15 protein-coding genes and 1 pseudogene are annotated in these 20,822 nt (G+C 62.4%); 13 read left to right on the forward strand and 3 right to left on the reverse strand.

The window, feature by feature from the left end; genetic code table 11:
* Positions 1-35: 35 nt before the first annotated feature.
* The 4 genes from DPV79_RS01585 to DPV79_RS01600 all read left to right on the forward strand — a co-directional run bounded on the left by DPV79_RS01585 (position 36) and on the right by DPV79_RS01600 (position 2,615).
* Complete coding sequence (locus DPV79_RS01585; RefSeq protein ID WP_113044588.1) at positions 36-731, forward strand: energy transducer TonB; 696 nt, start codon at positions 36-38, stop codon at positions 729-731.
* Positions 732-800: 69 nt separating this feature from the next.
* Positions 801-1,736: a MotA/TolQ/ExbB proton channel family protein gene (locus tag DPV79_RS01590; protein WP_113044589.1), complete on the forward strand. Its 936-nt coding sequence runs from the start codon at positions 801-803 to the stop codon at positions 1,734-1,736.
* Between the two features lie 12 nt (positions 1,737-1,748).
* Complete coding sequence (locus DPV79_RS01595) at positions 1,749-2,171, forward strand: ExbD/TolR family protein (protein ID WP_113044590.1); 423 nt, start codon at positions 1,749-1,751, stop codon at positions 2,169-2,171.
* A gap of 12 nt (positions 2,172-2,183) precedes the next feature.
* Positions 2,184-2,615, forward strand: coding sequence for an ExbD/TolR family protein (locus tag DPV79_RS01600; protein WP_113044591.1), 432 nt, complete (start codon positions 2,184-2,186; stop codon positions 2,613-2,615).
* Between the two features lie 112 nt (positions 2,616-2,727).
* On the opposite strand, the gene DPV79_RS41905 is transcribed toward DPV79_RS01600, so the two are convergent.
* Positions 2,728-3,084 (reverse strand): hypothetical protein, encoded by a 357-nt coding sequence (locus tag DPV79_RS41905; RefSeq protein WP_133295601.1) that lies wholly within the window; start codon positions 3,082-3,084, stop codon positions 2,728-2,730.
* 281 nt (positions 3,085-3,365) lie between these two features.
* Here DPV79_RS41905 and DPV79_RS01605 point away from each other — a divergent pair, with 281 nt between their 5' ends.
* The 5 genes from DPV79_RS01605 (at position 3,366) to DPV79_RS01625 (ending at position 11,745) form a co-directional block, all read left to right on the forward strand.
* Positions 3,366-5,750 (forward strand): TonB-dependent receptor plug domain-containing protein, encoded by a 2,385-nt coding sequence (locus DPV79_RS01605; protein WP_244321692.1) that lies wholly within the window; start codon positions 3,366-3,368, stop codon positions 5,748-5,750.
* Positions 5,751-5,826: 76 nt separating this feature from the next.
* Complete coding sequence (locus tag DPV79_RS01610; RefSeq protein ID WP_244321693.1) at positions 5,827-6,600, forward strand: 2OG-Fe(II) oxygenase; 774 nt, start codon at positions 5,827-5,829, stop codon at positions 6,598-6,600.
* Between the two features lie 2 nt (positions 6,601-6,602).
* Positions 6,603-7,313: a hypothetical protein gene (locus DPV79_RS01615; RefSeq protein WP_059688272.1), complete on the forward strand. Its 711-nt coding sequence runs from the start codon at positions 6,603-6,605 to the stop codon at positions 7,311-7,313.
* Positions 7,306-8,664 carry an MFS transporter gene (locus DPV79_RS01620; RefSeq protein WP_165843476.1) on the forward strand — a complete coding sequence of 453 codons (1,359 nt, stop codon included), beginning with the start codon at positions 7,306-7,308 and terminating at the stop codon, positions 8,662-8,664. The genes DPV79_RS01615 and DPV79_RS01620 overlap by 8 nt, the downstream gene beginning before the upstream one ends.
* 363 nt (positions 8,665-9,027) lie before the next feature.
* Entirely contained in the window at positions 9,028-11,745 is a 2,718-nt protein-coding gene (locus DPV79_RS01625) for a TonB-dependent receptor (protein ID WP_113044595.1), read from the forward strand.
* 95 nt (positions 11,746-11,840) lie between these two features.
* On the opposite strand, the gene DPV79_RS01630 is transcribed toward DPV79_RS01625, so the two are convergent.
* The gene (locus DPV79_RS01630) at positions 11,841-12,575 is read right to left on the reverse strand and encodes an ABC transporter substrate-binding protein (protein WP_113044596.1); all 735 of its coding nucleotides are present in this window, start codon (positions 12,573-12,575) and stop codon (positions 11,841-11,843) included.
* A 118-nt stretch (positions 12,576-12,693) separates the two neighbouring features.
* Here DPV79_RS01630 and DPV79_RS01635 point away from each other — a divergent pair.
* Positions 12,694-12,984: pseudogene (locus DPV79_RS01635) on the forward strand (transposase); the annotation flags it as partial.
* 809 nt (positions 12,985-13,793) lie between these two features.
* Here DPV79_RS01635 and DPV79_RS43800 read toward each other — a convergent pair.
* Positions 13,794-14,003 carry an RNA polymerase sigma factor gene (locus DPV79_RS43800; protein ID WP_113044597.1) on the reverse strand — a complete coding sequence of 70 codons (210 nt, stop codon included), beginning with the start codon at positions 14,001-14,003 and terminating at the stop codon, positions 13,794-13,796.
* 1,029 nt (positions 14,004-15,032) lie between these two features.
* On the opposite strand from DPV79_RS43800, the gene DPV79_RS01650 reads away from it, so the two are divergent.
* The 3 genes from DPV79_RS01650 to DPV79_RS42470 all read left to right on the forward strand — a co-directional run bounded on the left by DPV79_RS01650 (position 15,033) and on the right by DPV79_RS42470 (position 20,820).
* The gene (locus DPV79_RS01650; protein WP_113044598.1) at positions 15,033-17,813 is read left to right on the forward strand and encodes a type VI secretion system Vgr family protein; all 2,781 of its coding nucleotides are present in this window, start codon (positions 15,033-15,035) and stop codon (positions 17,811-17,813) included.
* A 35-nt stretch (positions 17,814-17,848) separates the two neighbouring features.
* The gene (locus DPV79_RS01655) at positions 17,849-19,786 is read left to right on the forward strand and encodes an esterase/lipase family protein (RefSeq protein ID WP_113044599.1); all 1,938 of its coding nucleotides are present in this window, start codon (positions 17,849-17,851) and stop codon (positions 19,784-19,786) included.
* 74 nt (positions 19,787-19,860) lie between these two features.
* On the forward strand, positions 19,861-20,820 hold the full coding sequence (locus DPV79_RS42470) for a T6SS immunity protein Tli4 family protein (protein ID WP_208866695.1): 960 nt from the start codon (positions 19,861-19,863) through the stop codon (positions 20,818-20,820).
* Positions 20,821-20,822: the final 2 nt, after the last annotated feature.

Raw genomic sequence — 20,822 nt, forward strand, 5'->3', positions numbered from 1 at the left:
GCCGCCCCTTCGATCTCGTTGCAACTGGACCGAACATGACAACCGCTTCTCCATCCCGGCTCGCGGCAATCGGCCGCCCGCGCCGCTTCGGCAACAAGCAGACGCATCCGGTGCGTCGCTTCGGCGGTATCGCGATTGCCATTGCGCTGCATCTCGTCCTGATCTGGGCGCTCGTGAACGGTCTCGCGACGCGGGTCGTCCAGATCGTCCAGCAACCGATCGAGGCACGCATCATCGCACCGGTGAAGCCGCCGCCTCCACCGCCGCCACCGAAGCCGGTCGAAAAGGTCGTGTCGAAGCCGAGGGTGACGGCGCCGCCGCCGCCGTTCGTACCGCCGCCCGAGGTGCACGTGCAGGCCCCGCCGCAGCCGACCATCACGCACCAGGACGTGCCGGCCCCGAGCGCACCGGTGCACGAGGCGCCGCCCGCGCCGGCGCCGGTGCCGGTTGCCAAGCCGGTGAATCGCGAGATTGGCGTGGTCTGCCCGAATTCGGACGAAGTGCGTGCATCGATCGTTTACCCGGCGGAGGCGCAGGACAACAACATCACGGGTGAAGTGACCGTCGAATTCACCGTCGATCCGGACGGCCGCGTCACGAACCTGCGGGTCGCGCAGCCGGCCGACCCGGTGCTCAATCGCGCGGCGCTCAACGCGGTCAAGCGCTTCAACTGTATCGCCCAGGGGCAATCCGTGCGCGTGCGCGTACCGTTTTCCTTCAACCTGAACTGACGCAGGCCACGGCAAGCCGTTCGACCGGGCCGGTTTTTCGAATCGACACATGACGCATACGGAGTCCTTATGAACAAGCGTTTTCGCGCCGCAGTCGCGGCAAGTCTGATGATATCGGCCGGCATCGGCGGCACGCTGATCGCCCCGCAAGCGGTGCTTGCACAGCAAGCGGCGGCATCCGCGAGCCAGGCAACCTCCGGCGTGGCACTGACCTCGGCGGCACCGGCTGCCTCAGGTGCGGCCGATCGCCCGGTGCCGCCGCCCGAACCCGCGACGTCGGCCACCGTCGAGAATCCGTATGGGCTGGGCGCGCTGTGGGCGAACGGCGACTTTGTCGCGCGTTTCGTACTGGGGCTGCTCGTGGTCATGTCGCTCGGCAGCTGGTACGTCATGGTCACCAAGTTCATCGAGCAGGCGCGCGCGAACGGCTGCGCGAAGTCGGCCGACGAGCAGGTCTGGAATGCGCCGACGCTGGCCGAGGGTGCCGCCCAGCTCGACGATGCGTCGCCGTTTCGCTTCATCGCCGAGAACGCGATCGAGGCGGGTGAACACCACGACACCGCGCTGCTCGATTCGGTCGACCGCAACACCTGGATCGACCTGAACATCGAGCGCTCGATCACCAGCGTGTCGAACCGCCTGCAGGACGGCCTGGCGTTTCTCGGCACGGTGGGCTCCACCGCGCCGTTCGTCGGCCTGTTCGGCACCGTGTGGGGCATCTATCACGCGCTGACGGCCATCGGCATCGCGGGCCAGGCGTCGATCGACAAGGTTGCGGGCCCGGTGGGCGAGGCGCTGATCATGACCGCGATCGGCCTGGCGGTCGCCGTGCCGGCCGTGCTCGGCTACAACTTCCTCGTGCGCCGCAACAAGTCCGTGATGGAACGCGTGCGCGACTTCGGCGCGCAACTGCACACGGTGTTGCTCGCGGGCGGCAGGCGCGCGGCGGGCCGCATCGCGACGCCGGCGGCACAGTCGCCGCAGGCGCTGGCGGTTCAGTCGTAAGCGGGGCGCGTCATGGCAATCAGTGTCGGCGGTGACGACAACGACGAGGTGATCTCGGCGATCAACACGACGCCGCTCGTGGACGTGATGCTGGTGTTGCTGATCATCTTCCTGATCACGATCCCGGTGGTGACGCACACGATCCCGGTGCAGTTGCCGGCGGAGCGCGTCCAGCCGCTGCAGACCCAGCCGAAAAGCATCGAGATCGCGGTGAACCGGCAGGGCGATCTTTTCTGGGGCACCGAGCATGTGAACCTTCCGACGCTGGTGTCGCGGCTGAAGGAGATTTCGACGCAGGCGCCGCAGCCGGACGTGCACGTGCGCGGCGATCAGGCGACGCCGTATCAGTACATCGGCCGGGTCGTCGCGGCATGCGAGCGGGCCGGGGTCGTCAAGGTCGCCTTCATCACGCAGCCGCCCGCGCGCGGGGGCTAGGGAGTTCGAACGATGGGTATGAACGCAGGCTCCGGAGGGAGCAAGGACGAGCCGGACGTGATGGTGGACATCAACACCACGCCGTTGATCGACGTGATGCTGGTGCTGCTGATCATGTTGATCATCACGATCCCGATCCAGATGCACTCGGTGAAGATGAACCTGCCGGTGGGGACGCCGCCGCCACCGCCGCATCCGCCCCAGGTGGTGCAGATCGACATCGGTGCGGACGGGGCAGTCAACTGGAACGGCGCGGCAGTGAGCGGCGGGGCCGCGCTGGATGCGAAGTTCCGCGCGGTGGCGGCCGAGGCCGACCAGGACGAGATCCGGCTGCGCCCGGACAAGTCCGCACCGTACACGGCGGTGGCCGAAGTGCTGGCCTCGGCCCAGCGCGAAGGCGCGACGAAGATCGGCCTGATCGGCAACGAGCAGTACATGGAGTGAGCGGCTCGAAAGAACGATGGCGCGGATCGAGTCGTATCCCGCCGGGTCGCACGCGATCGCGCGATCCTCTCGGGTGCCGCTGCACGCGCAATCGCCGCACTGTCACGCAACTTCACGCAACCCCGCGTGAATCGCATTCGCCGGCCGGGCAACGCAAACGTGTTGTCCAGGCCCGGCGCTCCCGCACGAGCAGATCACCTGCCACGGTGTAAACGGGTACGCCGGGCGACTGGCCATCCATTCGCATCGAGAACCGACGCGTTCCTCCTAAGCCGGCCACCCCATCCGCGAAGACTGCTCGAAGCGGAGCAGGGCCGCCGGGCTGCGATCGTTCCGCCATCGCAATGATGTCGACATCGTCACGATACTTTCCGGCCCATCGGTTCGAACATGCAATGCGCAGCTTGTCGAGCGAAATCGATATTTCACAAACGTGCGCATATTCCTTTTCATTATTCAAATCGGGCATCGTCAATATCAACAGATTTAACGGGCGCCATTTCCATTCGCCACGCAATCGCAACATTTTCTGCGTGATTGCGTAATCGTGCGCAAGGTCGCTAATTGTCGGATGAATTGATAAATGAAAATGCGTATTTGTTATTTAACAAACGATTACACCAGGAGGATGATTCGTCACGCACTGATATCAAAACAAACGAGAAGCGTGACGCGAGAATGAAACGACACTTCGCGGCTCGCTGAAATGAGGGCCTTGAAGTGGTTTATCAGAGAAACGACATTGCGCGCGTGAGGATCCCCCGTTGCCGCTCGCTGGCGCTGGCCGCCTGCTGGATTACTGCCGGCAGCGCCGCGTGGGCACAGGGAACGAAGCCGGAACCGGCGCCTGCCGGCGATACCCGGGACATCGTCGTCACCGTTCAGGACGTCGTCGTCACGACCGGCACGCGTGAAAGCGCGCGGAAGGTGCGCGATGCCGCCGCCCCGGTGGAAGTGATCAGCGGCGACGCATTGCGGCGCACCGGGCAGGGCAACCTGCGCGACGCACTCGTCCAGCTCTCGCCGTCGATCGCGCGCCAGGCGATGCGCGGCGATGCGGGCAACCTGACCAGCGCGCTGACGCTGCACGGGCTGAGCCCCGATTACGTGCTGGTGCTCGTGAACGGCAAGCGCCGCCATTCGACCGCGAATGTGTCGCTGAACCGCGGGCCGCAGCAAGGATCGACCGGTGTCGACGTCGACCTGATCCCGGTCACGGCGATCGATCATGTCGAGATTCTCCGTGACGGCGCATCCGCGCAATACGGCTCGGATGCGATTGCCGGCGTGATCAACGTCATCCTCAAGTCGAATTACCAGGGTGGCGAGGTGTCGAACACGACCGGCCAGACCTATCAGGGCGACGGCCTCGCGCAGAACAATGCGGCCACCATCGGGCTGAGGCTCGGCGATGCCGGTTATGTCGACCTGAGCGCCGAATACAACCGGCAGAATCATACGGTGCGAACCGACGCCGATCCGCGAACCGGCCGGAACGACAACCTGATTCTCGGGTCGCCTGCCAGCACGCGGGAATCGGTCGCCTTCAACGCGGGTTACCTGCTCGAAGGCGGCGCGAAGCTGTACGGCTTCGGCACGTATGCGCACCGGAGCGGCGGCAGCTACCAGAATTACCGGTTGCCGTCGGTCCTGCCCGCGCTCTATCCGAATGGCTTCACGCCGCAGGAAACGATCAACGAAAACGACTTTTCGCTGACCGCGGGCGTGAAAGGCGACCGGCTGCTCGGCTGGGCATGGGACATCAGTTCGACCTACGGCCGTGACAACATCGGCATCGGCATGGTCAATTCGGCGAACACGAGCCTGTTCGCCGCGACCGGATCGACGCCGACCGGCTTCCGCCTGTCGACCTTCACGAACACGCAGTGGACCAACAACCTGGACCTGTCGCGTGCATTCCACCTGCCGCTGCTGCCCGCGCCGCTCAACGTGTCGGTCGGCGCCGAGCATCGCCACGAAAGCTACACGGTCGGCGCGGGCGATCCCGCGTCGACCTACGGTGCGGGCAGCCAGGCGTTGCCGGGCCTGTCGCCGCTCAGTGCGCTGTCGAAATCGCGCGAGGTGCTCGGCACCTACATCGATCTCGCCACCCGGCTCGCGCCGAACTGGCAGGTGGATCTCGCGGGGCGCTTCGAGCATTACAACGACGTCGGCAGCACGACCAACGGCAAGGTCTCGACGCGCTACGACATCACGCCGCGCATCGCGGTCCGCGGAAGCGTCGGCACCGGTTTTCGCGCGCCGTCGCTCGCGCAGCAGTACTTCACGAACCTGAACATCTCGCCGCTTTCCGCCTACGGGCAACTGGCCCCGAACTCGCAGGCCGCACGCAACCTCGGCGCGACGCCGCTCAAGCCCGAGAAGTCGACCAACTTCGATATCGGGCTCGTGCTCAACCCGCTGCCGAACCTGAACGTGACGATCGACGCGTACCAGATCAACATCCGCGACCGGATCGTGCAGGGCGGCACCTATAGCGGACAGACCGCGATCGATGCGCTGACGCAGGCCGGCATCACGTTGCCGGCGGGCTTGCCGTCGGTGACGGCGAACTATTTCACGAACGGCGTGAATACGCGCACGCGCGGCCTCGACATCCTGGCCACGTATCACAGCAACTTCGCGAGGTGGGGGAGCGTCGACTGGGATCTCGGCATCAACTTCAACACGACGAGCGTGACGAGCGTGGGCCGCGACACCAACGGCAACACGCTGCTGAACGCGCAGCAGGTCGGCTACATCACGTCGTCGACGCCGAAGAACAAGATCATCGTCGGCGGCACCTGGCACCGTGACAAATGGGCGCTCAGCCTGCATGAAACGCGTTACGGCACGACCTCCGGCGAAGAGAGCTACTGGAGCGGCCCGAATGCATTTTCGACGACACGCTTCGCGCATTTCACGAACGCGGCGCGCTACGTCACCGACGTCGAGCTGCGCTACGCGATGACGCGCAAGTTCGAAATCGCGGTGGGCGCGAACAACCTGTTCAACGTGTACCCGAGCAAGCTGCCGTCCGAGAACCAGTTCCTGGGCACGCAGTACGACATCGTGTCGTCGCCGATCGGCATCAACGGCGGCTTCTATTACCTGCGCGCCCGCTACCTGCTCTGATGCGCGTGGCTCCCTTACTTCCTTCACTCCTTCATTCCATCACGCCATGAACCGACCGGCAGAGGTTGACCATGCAGTGATCGACGTCGACGAAACGTCGCTGTGCGCCGATCACATTCTCGATTTGTGCAGAGGCAATGCGCTCGCGATACGCATTCGTGCGTTCACGCCGCCGGCGGTCGTCCGGCGAGCGGAGGAGCAGCTGTTCGCCCATCCCGACCGGGGCGCGCTGGGTCACGCAGCCGAATTTACGCGGCTCGGCATCGCGTACGCGGAGGTGCGATCCGAAGAGGTGCGGCAGGCGTATCACCGGCATGCGCGCGCCAACATCGAGCGCGTTCGGACGTTGTTCGGCGAGCTGGCGTCGCCGGTCGACCGGTTCCGCACGCTGCTCGACGACGCGTGGCCCGAAGGGGCACGGCTGCTGAGTGTGGACGGGAGCAAGTGCTTCGTCGGCGTGTGCCGTTACCTGACGCCCGGCGTGGATCTCGAGCCGCACATCGACAACCTGGAATGGACGCTGCCGGCGGGCACCGGATGGGCGCTGCATTATCAGCTGTCGGCCAACATCTATCTGCAGGTGCCGCCGCACGGGGGCGAGCTGGAACTCTGGCGCGTCGCACCCGATGCGCGCGAATACGAAGCGCTCAAGGGCGATCGCCACTACGGGATCGGCCGCGAGCAGGTGGGCGCGCCCGACCTGGTGATCAAGCCGGAGGTGGGCGACCTGATCTTCCTGAATCCGCGTTTCATCCACGCGGTTCGCCCTGTCCGGGGCACCGACCGGGTCACGTTGAGTGCCTTCGTCGGCATCAAATCCGTTACCGAACCCTTAGTTTACTGGAGCTGACCATGTACAAGGTTTCATTGCAGGCACAAGGAAAATTTCAGGCGCACGAGTACGTCGGCAAGACGGCACTGCTGCTGATCAGCGTCGGCAAGGAATATCACGAAGGCGAAAAGCTGGCGGCGACCGTCGACAAGATCAACGTGGCGGGGTTCGGGCAATGCGTGATCGGCGTGGCCGATACGCTGCAGCGCCACAACTATGCGACCGGCTCCGCGCACAGCAACTACCAGAAAAGCCGCGACCGCGGCGACGCATGGCTGCGGGACCACGAGGGAACCCTCGCGAAACTGTCGATGCGGCGCGAGATCCTGCGATGGGACGACCTGCTGCGCCGCGACGACTATTCGCAGTACTACCATCTGATCACGAACGAGTACTACTCGAATCCCGAATACCGTTACGCGATCAACGACACGATCGGCGTGTTCGCGGAGCGGAACGGGCTCGTGCAGGGCACCCGCGAACACGAGGACGCGTTCTATCGCTCGCTCTTCTACATTCTCGAGGAATGCCCGATCATCATGCCGATGTGGGCACGGGACGGCATCGATTTCATCATCTACCCGAAGCAGATGACCGCCGCGATGAGCAAGACCCGCGAGATTTTCGTGCAGAACGGGAGCGATGCCCGCGCCAACTGGCTGGCGGTCAAGTTCAAGAAAAAATCGCAGTCGCACGCAGACGAGGAAACCGAGGCACTGGCGCATGACTAATTCATCGAGCAAGGTTCGGAAATACGTCGGGCTGACCGGCATCTGTATCGCGAGCTTCCTGGGATGTATCGATCTCACGGTCGTCAACACGATTCTTCCGGCGATCGGCCGTGATTTTTCGATCCCGATCCAGACGACGCAGTGGATCACGTCCATCTTCATGGTCGCGCTGTCCGCGTTCATGGTGCCGGTTGCGACGCTGGCCGACAACCTGGGCCGCAAGAAGCTGCTGATCGTCGGCCTCGTGATCTTCGGCGCGGCTTCGTTGCTGGCCGGTATCGCGCATCAGTTCTGGCTGCTGGTCGGGTTCCGCTTCCTGCAGGGCATCGGCTGCGCGATCCTGTACACGGTATCGGGCGCGATCGTCAGCTATACGTTCGACGAGAACGAACAGGGCAAGGCGCTGGGGATCCTGTTCGGCGCCAACGGCGTCGGGCTGGCGCTCGGCCCGATCATCGGCGGCCTGTTCGCCGGCGCGCTCGACTGGCACGACGCATTCCTGATCAACATTCCGTTCATCGCGATCAGCCTGGCGCTCTGCGCCTGGGCGATACCGGAGTTCAAGGCGCAGGCGCGCAAGCGCATCGACGTGACGGGGTGCCTGCTGCTGGTCGTCGGCCTGACCACGCTCGTCAGCTATCTGTCCGTCGACGGCGGCGGGCTCAATCTCTGGTTGCTGCCGGTGTCGCTCGTCGCGCTGGCACTGTTCGTCTGGCATGAGTTGCGCACGCGCGACCCGATCGTCGAGTTTCATTTCTTCCGCGAACCGAGGTTCCTGTCCGCGCTGCTCGCGACGTTCTTTCTCGCGTTCTTCTACTGCATCGTGCTGCTCACCCTGCCGATCTACTTTTCGACCCAGCTTCACAAGAGCGACATCACCATCGGGCTGTATCTGCTGCCGGCGACCATCACGTTCTCCATCGCGTCGTCCTGGATCGGCGGCCGCAGCGAACGGCTCGGCCCGTCGCGGGTGATCGTGACCGGCCTGTCGCTGTTCGTCGTCGCGTCGGTTCTGCTGTCGATCGTCGCGGGGCAGCCCGATGCGGCCTGGTTCGTCGTGCCGCTGCTGCTGTTCGGCATCGGCTGGGGCGCGATACTCGGGCCGTCGACGCTGGTGGCGCTGGGTGCGCTGCCGCGTGAAAAGGCGGCCGTGGCGATGGGCACGTCGTGGACCGTGCACAACGTGGGCGGCGCGAGCGGCATTGCGTTCGCCATCTTCCTGATGCGGCAGGTCGACGATTTCAGGCATGGCTACCAGACGCTGATGCTGGCGCTCGCGGCCATCATCCTCGCCGCCGGCGCGCTGTACCACGTGCTGTCGCGCGAGTCGGTGGCGGTGGCCATCGACTGACCGGCCGCCGGAGTCGCATCGCTCGCGGATCGTCGCGCGAACGGGTTCCCGTCAATAGCAGGCGGATGTCCGGGCGGTTGCCGGGCATCCGTCGTCTTGCCCGACAGGCGCGCGGCCTGGATCGCGCGGGGCGCGCTCGCGCATGCGTGCTTTCCAGGCAGCGTCGACCTGACGCCGCGGGCGATTTCCGTGCGGCGTCCATGCGACCCGGGTTGACGTGAAATCGGGCACGGCGCCCGAAACGTGGCAGGCACCTCGTCGAGCCGGAACGATCTGCATTTCTAAAATGAATTCGGATATCTAAATAGATACCGTATTAAAGAATACGCGCGGCCAGGCCGGCGATTGTGGGCGGGAAAAAAGATGAAGCAAAGCGTGATGAGGGGGATTGCCGCAGCGTGGTTCTGCGCGTCCACGGCGGTACCGGGAGCGTCCGCATGGGCGCAGTCGCAGCTGGCACCCGACGCGCCGGCGTCGGCAGCGGCCGTGCCCGCGGCGCCGGCGTTGCCGGCATCGGGCGCGCACGACGCGCTGACGGTCAAGCGTTTCGAAGTGACGGGGTCGTTGATCCGCAGCGCGGACAAGGTCGGCTTCAACCAGGTCCAGACGATCACGGCGAAGGACATCGTGAACAGCGGCCATACGACGGTCGCGGACTATCTGCGCAGCGTGACGGCCAATTCATCGAGCAGCTGGGGGGACGGCTCGACCGCGACGGCCAACTTCGCGGTCGGCGGATCGGGGATCGCGTTGCGCGGGCTGAGCGAAAAATACACGCTGGTGCTCATCGATGGCCAGCGCGCCGCCCCGTATGCGTACGCGGCCAACGGCACCGATCAGTTCTTCGACCTGAACACGCTGCCGCTCAACATCATCGACCGGATCGAGATCGTCAAGACGGGCGCGGTATCGCAGTACGGCTCCGATGCCGTCGCCGGTGTCGTGAACATCATCACGAAGAAGAACTATCGGGGCCTGGAGCTGACCGGCAGCTACGGCGGCGCGACGAACGGGGGCGGCGGCGCGGGCACGACCCGGTTCGGCTTGCTGGGCGGCTTCGGCGACATCAACGCGGATCGCTTCAACGTGACGGCGGCGCTCAGCTACTACAAGAACAACGGCGTGCTCGCTTCCGACCGGAACATGACGGAGAACCAGAATTTCTCGAACTATCCCGGCGGCCTGTCCAACCAGTCGACGTCGTACTGGGCGAGGTCGAACGGCAACGTGCCGCTCGACCCCTGTGCGTATGGCGGCAAGGTCGCCCCCGGCAACGCGAATTCCCAATCGTTCGGCGCAGGCGGCACGATCTGCCAGCGCAACACGGCAGGCGCGTCATCGCTCTCGCCGTGGACCGAGCGCCTGAGCGCGAAGCTGCACGGCGAGTTCAGGATCGACGACGCGATGCAGGCGTTCGCCGATCTGTGGGAGAGCAACAACACGACGGTCGCGAACCGGGGCGTCGGCCGCCTGACGACCAGTACGCAGACCTACGATCCGGCGACGGGCAGCGTAGCGCTGGTATCGAACGTCGTGCCGGCCGGTAATCCCTACAATCCGTTCGGCGTGCCGACGCAGTTGCGCTATGCGTTTCCGGCGTCGCAGTCGGTGCATGTCAGTTCGAACTACTGGCGCGCCGCGACGGGCGTGAAGGGAACGTTCGCGGTGCCGTCCGCGGGCGACTGGGACTGGAGCGCGTCGTATGCGCATTCGCAGGACACGGTCTCGCAGAACTATTCGAACCAGATGAGCGCCAGCGCGCTGACGAACATCATCCGGAACGGCACGTTCGATTTCTCCAACCCGTCCGCGACGCCGAACGGACTGAACGGCCTTTACCAGAGCACGTCGAACCAGGCGATCACGAAGCTCGACGTGCTGGATGCGACGCTGTCGAGCCCGAACCTGTTCAGGCTGCCGACGGGCAACGTGGGCCTCGGGCTCGGCGCGCAGTTCATGCATCAGAGCCAGTACATCGGCACGGGAGCAGGCTGGGCGAGCGGCCAACTGACGTCGCCGTCGATCCAGTCCGTCGACGGCGAGCGCAACGTCGCGGCCGTCTACTATCAGCTCGACATTCCGCTGCTGAAGACGCTGACGTTCAGCCAGTCGGGCCGCTACGATCACTACAGCGATTTCGGCGGCGCGTTTTCGCCGCGGTTCGCGCTGCGTTTTCAGCCGGTGCGGGAACTCACGTTGTACGGTTCGTACAATCGCGGCTTCCGTGCGCCGACGCTGATCGAGAACACGTCGTCGCGGACGTTCGGCTCGCAAGGCGTGGTGGATGCGCGAGATCCGAACAATCCGGGTTCGTACAACATCGTCGAGGAAATTCGTGCGGGCAATCGCGGCCTGCAGCCCGAGCGCACGAAGAACTATAACGTCGGCTTCCAGTTTTCGCCGACGCGTACCACCGATATCGGTTTCGACTGGTACAAGATTCACATCGACAACGTGATCGGCACGGACGACGTGCAGGTCGTGGTCAATCAGAACGATCCGTCACAGGTGGTTCGCAATGCCAACGGCAGCATCGCCTATGTCACGCTGCCATATCGCAATCTGTCGTCGCTGGACACCGATGGCTTCGAGGCCACGTTCCGCCAGACGGTCGCGACGAAAATCGGTACCTTCACGTTGTCCGGCGATTGGGCGTACATGTGGCACTTCAAGATGCCGGTTGGCGGCGTGGAAAGGGATTACGCGGGCAACAACGGCGCACTTCACCAGCCGTTCGGCGGCAGCTCGCCGCGCTGGAAAGGGAACACCGACCTGAGCTGGAACCATCACCAGTGGAACGCGACCCTGAGCTGGCTCTATGTCGGCCCTTACGCGCAGGCCATTCTCGCGCCGGGCACGTACCCCGGCATGGCGGATGGCGTTGCGTCGTACAGCCAGTTCAACCTGATGATCGGCTATACGGGATTCAAGCACTGGACGCTGTACGCGGGGATCGACAACCTCTTCAATCGCAAGCCGCCGTTCGATCCGGTATGGATGGCGGGGCCGACCGGCTACGATTCGTCGCTCTATACGTATGTCGGGCGATTTGCGCAGGTGGGGGCGACGTACCGGTTCTGAGGATCGTTGCGTTCGCCTTTGAACGGCAGCGCGCCGACGGTCATGCGCCGCGCGGCGGCTTGCCGCCGCCGGTCATGCTGCCGAGCCGCTTTCGATCAGCCCGGCGGCGCGACGGATGCGCCGGTGATGCCATGCCGTCGCAGCGCATCCGCGACGAAGCCCGACGCCTTCATTTCCTCGACGAACGCATTCAGTGCCGCCGCGGCGGCTTCGCCGCGACGCTTCGGCACGCCCATTGCCTGCCGGATCACCATGAACCGTTCGTCGAGCAGGCGCAGGCCGGGCGTTTTCGCCGCATCGGCCTCGAGCTGCTGCTTCACGCCCGCCGCGACTTCCAGCTGCTGGTCGACGAAGGTCTGCACGACGGCTTGCGACGTCGGTGCACGCACGATCTGCGCGGCCTTCAGCTCGCGTGTGAGGAACAGGTCGTACGCGCTGCCCTTGCCGACGGTCACGCGGTTGTGAGGCTGGTCGACGTCCGCGTTCGTGCGGACCGGCGACGCGTCGCGCACGAGATAGAACCCCTCGATCAGCACGTACGCTGCCGTGAACGCGACCGTTTCGCCGCGCAGCGGATCGACCGCGAAGAAACCGAAATCGGCACGCTCGTCGGTCAGCGCCTGCACCGATTTGGCGGCGGTGTCGAACACCACGAGTTCCAGCTCGGCCGACAGGCGTTCGGCGAATGCGCGCGCGAGGTCGATCGACACGCCGAACGGTTCGCCGGTTTCGGGGTCGCGGTTCGCGAGGATCGGGTTGCCGAGATTGATCGACGCGCGCAGCTTGCCGGTAGGCGTGAACGCGGAGAGGACGGACGGGGCGAGAGGCATGGGTGGCTCGTTGCGGTCGTAGGGGCAGGGTTCCGGGCGTGTCGATGCGAGTCGAAGCACGACAGCGCGCCGGCATCGAGCTTATCACCCGGCTTTCGTGACGGGGCAGCATCGAGCGATTCAATGGCCTCGCGTGGTCTACGCCGATCGCGGCCACGATTCCGAGCCGCATCGGCGAGCCCTGCGCAATCGCGGTATCCAGCCCGTGATCGCGAAGCGCCGGGCCGGACGCGGCAGCGGACTCGGCAAGTATCGTTGGATGGTCGAACGCACTCATTCCTGGCTCTACAGTTTTCGTCGCCTACGCACTTGCTTCGAGCGACGGGCTGACATTCACGAGGCATTCCTGAAACCCGGTTGCCCGCTTGTCTGTTGGAATATCTTCAGGTGTATCGAGCAGCCTTTTTGAACTGGCCTCCAAGTTGAGAATATTCAATTCAACTGCCCTGGCAAAGTGGCGCGGATAAGCGAAGCATGTTGGTCGCTCAGTTTCATTAAGTAAATCGAGCATAACGGGCATACCGGCTGTTGGGCTTCGCAATCGATTTCGTGTGCAGATAAACAGGGTACGCATAATCGGATTTCGCGATCAAAGATTGAACAATGACCGGCCGTCTCTGGCCGGCAATGCGCTGTCTCGTGCTCTCGATTATCTATCGCTCGTATCGTGGCCGTTCGATGGGACGGCGTCTTTTGATACGGCAGGATTTCGAGTTGCAGGATGGTTGTACGAGCGGCGGCGTAAAGAAAGCAGCTCAACCCAACGACTTGTGCGAAAGGCCCAAGGCTGCGCTGCGTCACAACTCTCCTATTTGCCTACCCGTCCGAGTCACATATATCGATCACGTGACGAGTCTCGAACTTGACTTCAAAGTCGGTAACCATGTCGCGAGTACACAATGGGTCGTTATCGAACCGACCAACATACACCCCTCCCACGATTCCTTCTGTAGTTACCGGCATGCGTTCTTTTCGTTTCTCTCCCGATCCACTGTCCGAATACGAAAGATGAGCTTCACGATGTCGCCTGGAATGAGGGACTAGCGTCGCTGACGCTCGGGTAACCAGAAGGTGGCGGGGTGCGCCGAAGCGATCGGCTCGGCATCATCCAGTCCCCACCCGTCCCGATCAATCTCTGCAAGCGACATCGTTTTCTCCGGGGTTTTTCGAGGGCTCTCGGCATGGCCTGCGATTCTTTTCTTCGCAGCGGCTCACAGTTCAGGACAGTGCGGCGTGGCAGGCGCGTTGGGCCCGTACGAGATAGGTGCGCACGACGGCCGGCTCGAGCCCGAGCGAGCGTGCCGCCTGTTCGATGCTGAACCCGCGCACGCGACACAGAAAGTATGCCTCGCGGCAAACGGCCGGAAGGCCATCCAGCGTTTGTGCCAGCGGGGCCAATTGACGACGGCGGTGGGCGTCGGGACGCATCGGCCGGGGCCGGGCAGGACGGGCGATCGAGAATCATTTGCTATTGCTGCCGCAAGTGAGCCATCCGGTTCAGGGAGCCAAACAAACGCAAAGAAGCGCGTCACACGCGTCTTATCCCTTCGTCGGGAAAACGAAAGTCACGATAACGATTCTCAACATTCTTCAAGCCGGCGACGCACCGGCTCCCATGCGTGTGGCGCGTGCCGGAAGCCGTGGCCCTTGCGTGTGCCGTCCCGGACGATCAAACCTAATCGAACGGCCATCTGGATCCCCGCGTGCATGCGATTCAACCCCTGCTGGATGAGGCAGGGGAGCGGCACATTGTCCGATCGTAAACCGTCCGTCCTGAAATTCGCGTCCAATGACACCGAGAAGCGCGTGCGGACCGAGGTCGAGGTGATCGTGCATCGATTCACCTGGTTTGACGAACCGTGTTCCGGGGGCGCGGCGTTGCATCCCTGTGATGGTCGAAGCACCATGGTGTTTGCAAGCTTGAGAGAAAGAACCGTCGGCGCAAGGAGTCGATGGCTGAATCGAGTCGCGGGCCGGGGGTAGACAACGACTCGCCGAACCTCAGCGATGACCCTTGGCAATAGCTGACGTCACGATACCAAGCGGGGCAAACAGGAAGGAACAAGATCAAATCGGAACCGTGACTTTGTTAACTGATTTGTGAAATTAACCTTGTCGACGAGATTAATATTATCAACCCGCAAAGCAAAGGGTATCGATAATGAATTGCAATGTGAAAAATCTTCAAATCACAATGGTGCGATCGTTGGCGATTATGACGGTGAAGCGTTAGGGTTATGGCACTGCAATTCCCGGACGTTTGTTTATGCAGCTGTATGTGAGTGCGGTGCGACCAATCGTAGTACGGGCGATCACTACGACGCGCCACATCGAGACACGAAAAATTCACTATCCGGTCGTGAGAATGGAGCGATGATGATGCGCCGCGACTAGACACGCGCGAGCAAGCGTTGTCGCACTTTCGAAGAAAAACTCTAAAACGAACCTGAGAGAACAATGGTGCTTAGACCATCCGCGCCGGGGGAGTTTAAATATCGCGAGCTTTATAACGCGATCCATCGGGGCTTATTGCAGAACAACCGGCTGTTGCGACTGGACACGCCGCTCGGCCAAAACGCGTTGATCCCGCTGCGCGCGCGTGGTTCGGCGCGGATTGGCCGCGACTACCATTGGACGATCGATGTCGCGTCCCTGCGCGACGATACGGCGCTGCTCTCGCTGATGCATCAGCCAGTGACGCTCTGGTTGCAACAGCCCGGTGCCCCTTTCGCCGACGCGGTCTATCGGCCGATCCACGGCTTTGTACACAAAGTCGGCTACCTCGGCGGGGACGGTGGGCTGTCGACATACCAGCTCGAGTTTTCCTCGGCGCTGGTATTCCTGGGCGGCACCCGTAACGACGAAGGCTGGACCGAACAAAGTGCGCAGGAAATCGTCTCCGAGATCCTGAATCGCTATCCGCAACTGCATGGCAACTTCCGCTTCGACCTGAATCGCGAACCGGCAGTGCGCTCGTGGTGCCGCCAGAGTGAGACGGATCTGCACTTTTTCCATCGGCTGCTCGAAGACGAGGGCTGGTATTGCTACTGGGTCCACGATCCGGTCCGTAACGGCGAGACGCCCAAGACCACACTGGTGATCGTCGACCGGGTTGCCGCGCTGCCGGATCCGAAGGCAGCCGATTTTGTTCGCGATGCCGGGGACGGTGAAGTAGTGAGCGGGTTTGCGCATTGGGCGGCCATGCAGACGATGCAGAGCTTGCGATACGAATCGAGCTCGTTCGACTACAAGCGCCCGACCGCTCGCTTTGAAGTGGCCAGTGCGCTCCAGTCGGTCGGCTACGCGGCCGACGACGGTCGCCATCAGGCGGAGCAGCAATCGATACCGGCTGCACCGATGACGGTCTATGAGCCGACCGCTTACGGTTATCCCGATGAGACCAGTGGCGAAGCGCGTGCACGCAGGCGTGTACAGGGGTGGGATGCGCGAGCGCGCCGATACTTCGGGGTTGGAGGGTTGCGTTGGCTCGATGCGGGATCGCGCTTCGTCCTGAACGACCATCCACGCCATCCGGAACACGACAGCGATGCCCGGACCTTCCTGGTGGTCGAAGCGCGCTGGTTCATCGAGAACAATGTGCCGATCGGCCAGCCGTTGGCGGAATTTCCGCTGAGTCTGCGCGCGACACTGGATGAACAACAGGCAGCCCACGGCGCACGCTTCTCGACTCCGGGTCATGGCGAGGACGGAACAACCGGCTTTTACGTGATTGAGGTCGAAGCGCAGGACGCGCGCCTGGAGTATCGCAGCCCCTTCGAGCATCCGAAGCCCGCGATGCCGATCGAGCATGCGCTGGTGGTCACGCAGGAAGGATTCGAAGCGTGGTCGAACGAACGCAATCAGGTCCGTGTCCATTTCGCATGGGACAGGAAGAATCCGCCAGGTGCGTTCAATGCCTCGCCCCTGCTTTCGTCGATGCAGGCGGATACCGGGAACGGCTACGGCGGGGTGCATGTTCCCCGCGCGGGCGAATGGGTGCTCGTCGGCTACTGGGGAAACGACTGTGACAAGCCCTTCATCTTGGGCCGCGCCAGCGGTGGCACGACACCCGCGCCCTGGCACACCAATGTGCTGCTGTCGGGGTTTCAGTCGCAGGGCTTCGGCAAAACCGGAGCGTATAACGCATTCATCCACGACGACGCCACGAACCAGGGCGGCACGCGACTGATCAGCTACACGGGGCAGAGCTATGCAGCGCTGACCCAGGGTTACCTGATCCAGCAGGACGGCAATACGCGTGGCCGCTATCTGGGGCAAGGGTTCGTGCTGCACGCCGACGAATACGGCGCGGTTCGTGCGAGCAAGGGACTGTCGATCAGCACGCATCGGAAAGCCTACGACGACGAACAGATGAGTGTCGGAGAAGCCCGTACGCAATTGCAGAAAGCCGGGATGCTGGCGGAATCGCTGTCGAGCGCCAGCACGACAGCACAAGCCGAATCGTTGCAAGCCGGTCAGGACGCGCTCAACGCGCTGGCCAAGGATGCGGAGCACGCGGTGTCGGGCCGAAATTCGGGCGGGGTCACTGCCGGCGGCGGTACCGGCAACGCCAACGGATTCGCGAAACCGGTGATCGTCATCGCGACACCCGCGGACTTTGCCGCTATCGCCGATCATTCGGCCCACGTGGTGGCCGACAAGGAAGTCAACGTGATCAGTGGCGAGAACACGCATCTGGGAAGCGGGAAGTCACTGATCGTTGCGGCCGCAGAAAAGATCAGCCTGTTCGTTCACAAGGCCGGCATGAAGCTGTTTGCTGCGAAAGGGAAGGTCGAGATCTCGGCCCACACCGACGACGTGCGCGTGAACGCCGGGAAAGAAGTGAACGTGAAAGCCAAGCGCATCGTGCTCGATGCCGACGAGATCTGGATCAAGGCCGGCGGATCGTACACGCAGTGGTCGGCGTCCGGGATCGAGGACGGCACGCAGGCCGGCCGCACGATCAAGTCGGCGTCCTTCAGTCGGCAGGGGCCGAGCTCGGTGGCCCAGCGAATGAACAGTATGCCGACGGCCAGGTTCAACGACCCGTACGTACTGCGTGATCGCATCACCGGCGAGGTGCTGAAAAACCATCCGTACGAGCTGATTCGTGGCGACGGGACAAAGTTGTCCGGGACGACGGACGAACTGGGGCAGATCACCGAGCAGAAGAGCGAGGATATCGAGAAGCTGGCGGTACGGGCATTACGGCGCCGGCCGAGCGGTCCTGCTGAGTGAATTCGACAACCGACACGCGAAATAGAACAACGACGATGACTGACAACACGAACGATTCCGCCGGCGGTTCGCCGTTCAGCGATAGTGCAGAACAGGATGTCGTGCGGGTGACCAGCCGCACGGACAAGGACGGCGCGTCGGTCGGGCACTTCACGTTGACGCCGGCGAGCGATACGCGGCAAAAGGAGTTGCTGTGCGACGTCCGTCCGATCGTGCCGGTGATCTTCCTGCCGGGCGTGATGGGCTCCCCATTGGTCAACAAGGAGACCGGGGACCCGATCTTTTTCCCACCGAACACGGACGGCATGTTGGGTGACTTTGGGGCACTGCCGGCGCTGCTCGGCATGTGGTTCAAGGGCGCATCCACGCGAGAGACGCGATACGACCCGACCAAGGCAGTCGTGACACCGCTCGGACCTGTTCGTGCGGGCAAGGTCCAGAAGGACGATAGCGAAGACCAGTATGTCGACGAAGCCGAGGCACTCCGACGTGGCTGGGGCTCGGTCTACCGGTCGAGCTACCAGCCGATGCTGGCTTGGCTCGAGGAGCAGCTCAACGAGCCACGATGCATGGGGAAGAACAAAGGCGCGTGGATCGAGACCGATCCCGACGGCAAGGACTGGACGCTCAAGCCCTTGTTGGGCACCGAGCCCGCCGACTATGGTGCGACGGGCGTGGGTGAGCAAGGCCGGGGGCAGGCGATCACCGAAGACTCGGAAGTCTTCAAACGATTCCTGAAGTACCGCTACCGGGTGTATGCGATCGGCTACAACTGGCTGCAGTCGAATGAACAGTCGGCGAAGGACGTGATCGAGGGATTGACCTTCACGGACAAGAAGAGCGGCAAGAAAGCGCGGCTGATGGGGATCAACGAGATCATCGCCGAGAACGACAGCGGCAAGGCGATCATTCTCACCCACTCGATGGGCGGCCTGGTTGCCCGTATGGCAGTCGCGATGCACGGTGCAGAGGGTTTGATGCACGGCGTATTCCACAACGTGCTGCCGGCGACCGGCGCACCGATCGCGGCAAAACGATTTCGCACGGGTGGCGGCAATGAGGGATTGCTGAACGGGTTCATCAACGGCGCGCTGCTCGGCAGCAACGCGGACGAATTTGTTGCAGTGGCGGCGAACGCGCCTGGTCCCCTGGAACTGCTGCCGATGCCGGACTACCACGACGAGAAACCTTGGTGGATCTTCTCGCATCTCAACGGGACACCCGTCATGCAGTTGCCCCGTAAGGGGGCGGTGTACCAAGATGTCTATGCCAATTCAAAATGGTTTGGCTTAGTTCCGGCGGAGTCATCTTCATTGCTAGATCCGGCCGGAATTGTCAAAGATCGCTTGGACGATTTAGGGCGAGGAGAAACGGTTTCGGAAAATTTTACCAAATTAATGGAGAAGGTCGTCGAGAAGCAAAATGCGATCCGTTCAAAATATCATCGTAAGACGTATCTGTCCTATGGCGATGGCGTGCTTAAGCAAAAAAATCAGGTCGGTCCCGGCAGCGGTCACGACAGCCAAAAAATCGAGAAGGGAAAGAAAATAGGCGACTTGCTGGCATGGGGTACCATTATATGGAAAGGAAACGTACCACCTGATGTAACAGAGGACGAACTCCGTGCTGGGCGGCTTCTGAGCGACTCTCATCGCGGGACTGTGCGAATTCATCTAGATTCGCGCAACGTCACCATCGAGTTCGAAGTGCAAAAACAACCGGTTCTGCCGAGTGGAAGTGACGTTCCGGATCCGGAAAAGAACGGCATCGTACCGGGGGATGGTACCGTGCCAGTGTGGTCAGCGGAAGCGCCCGCGAGGTGTGCAGACGGCGGGCCAGCAACGGGCGTACAGATGATGTTTGATCAAGGTGGCTACGTGCATCAGGAAAGTTATAACCACCCCTGGGCACGATGGGCCTTGCTCTATAGTATCGTCCAGATATCACAGGACGCACCGGAGCCGAAATCTTGAGCCGAATATATCGATTGATGATCTTGATTGTGGGCATTTGCACCTGCCCGATGACATTTGCTAACGAGCCGACAATGACGAATCCCTTGCTGTTGAAGCCGCGTGCGTGGTGTATCGGCCGGTTTGTATTCGATCGCCCTGCAGGAAGTGAGATTACAAACCAACGATATGAGTTTCGCGGTGATAGTCTCGAGACACGGCACGACGTTTCGATTGAGGCTTATCAAAAAACAGTAGGTGCTCTTGAAAAAAAATTAAAGACGAGCAAGCGAATTGATCCGGGCAATAATAACAAGCCGCTGGATCACGTATGGTTGGAGAGGGAGATTGCGCCGCGCGAAAATTCGAAGGCGTTTGTGTATGTAAATGCCTACACGGAAGGCGTGAGGCTGCCATATGATTCCGAAGGGTATGTTTACGAAAATAAAACGCTATTTCATACTAAGGGGTCGTTTGGATCCAGTGGCTTGGATAAATTTGAACCTGTATACAGTGATCTGTATCGTCGGATAAAAGCACGCGACAATTGGTCTGTCCCATCAGAATCGGGATTTTGCTTCGATGGTGGGATTGTGGCCGGGTCTTCGACTTATCCCGAAGAGGTAAGTCAGTCGTTTGCATTGCTGCCCGGACGGCCGGCATTGCTTGTCATCGAGATGCGAAAGTCGATGAATCAAGATCAAGGGAAGCCATTGACCAAGACGCTTCCGGACCTACGCGCGAAGATGGACCAGGTATCGAACGGGAGCTACCGGATCTTGCGACAAGGAAAGCGCACAGTGGCCGGTATGGACGCCGAGGAAGTGCTGTTCGCGTTGAAGGAAGGCGAAGTTACATCTTATCGGTTCTACCTGCTTGCGCCGGGCGATCCGAGCACCTTGGCGAAGCCGCATACGGCCATTCAATTGCTGCTCGGCGCGAGCAGCCCGAACTTGTCACCTGAAGAGGCGACCTCGCCGGTCGACGAGGCAGGCGCACTGCAAACCTGGGAGACGTTGTTGAACAGCCTGCGCCTGCGGCCGGGCGCGGTCTAAAC

The sequence above is a fragment of the Burkholderia reimsis genome, from assembly GCF_003294055.1.
Classification (GTDB): domain Bacteria; phylum Pseudomonadota; class Gammaproteobacteria; order Burkholderiales; family Burkholderiaceae; genus Burkholderia; species Burkholderia cepacia.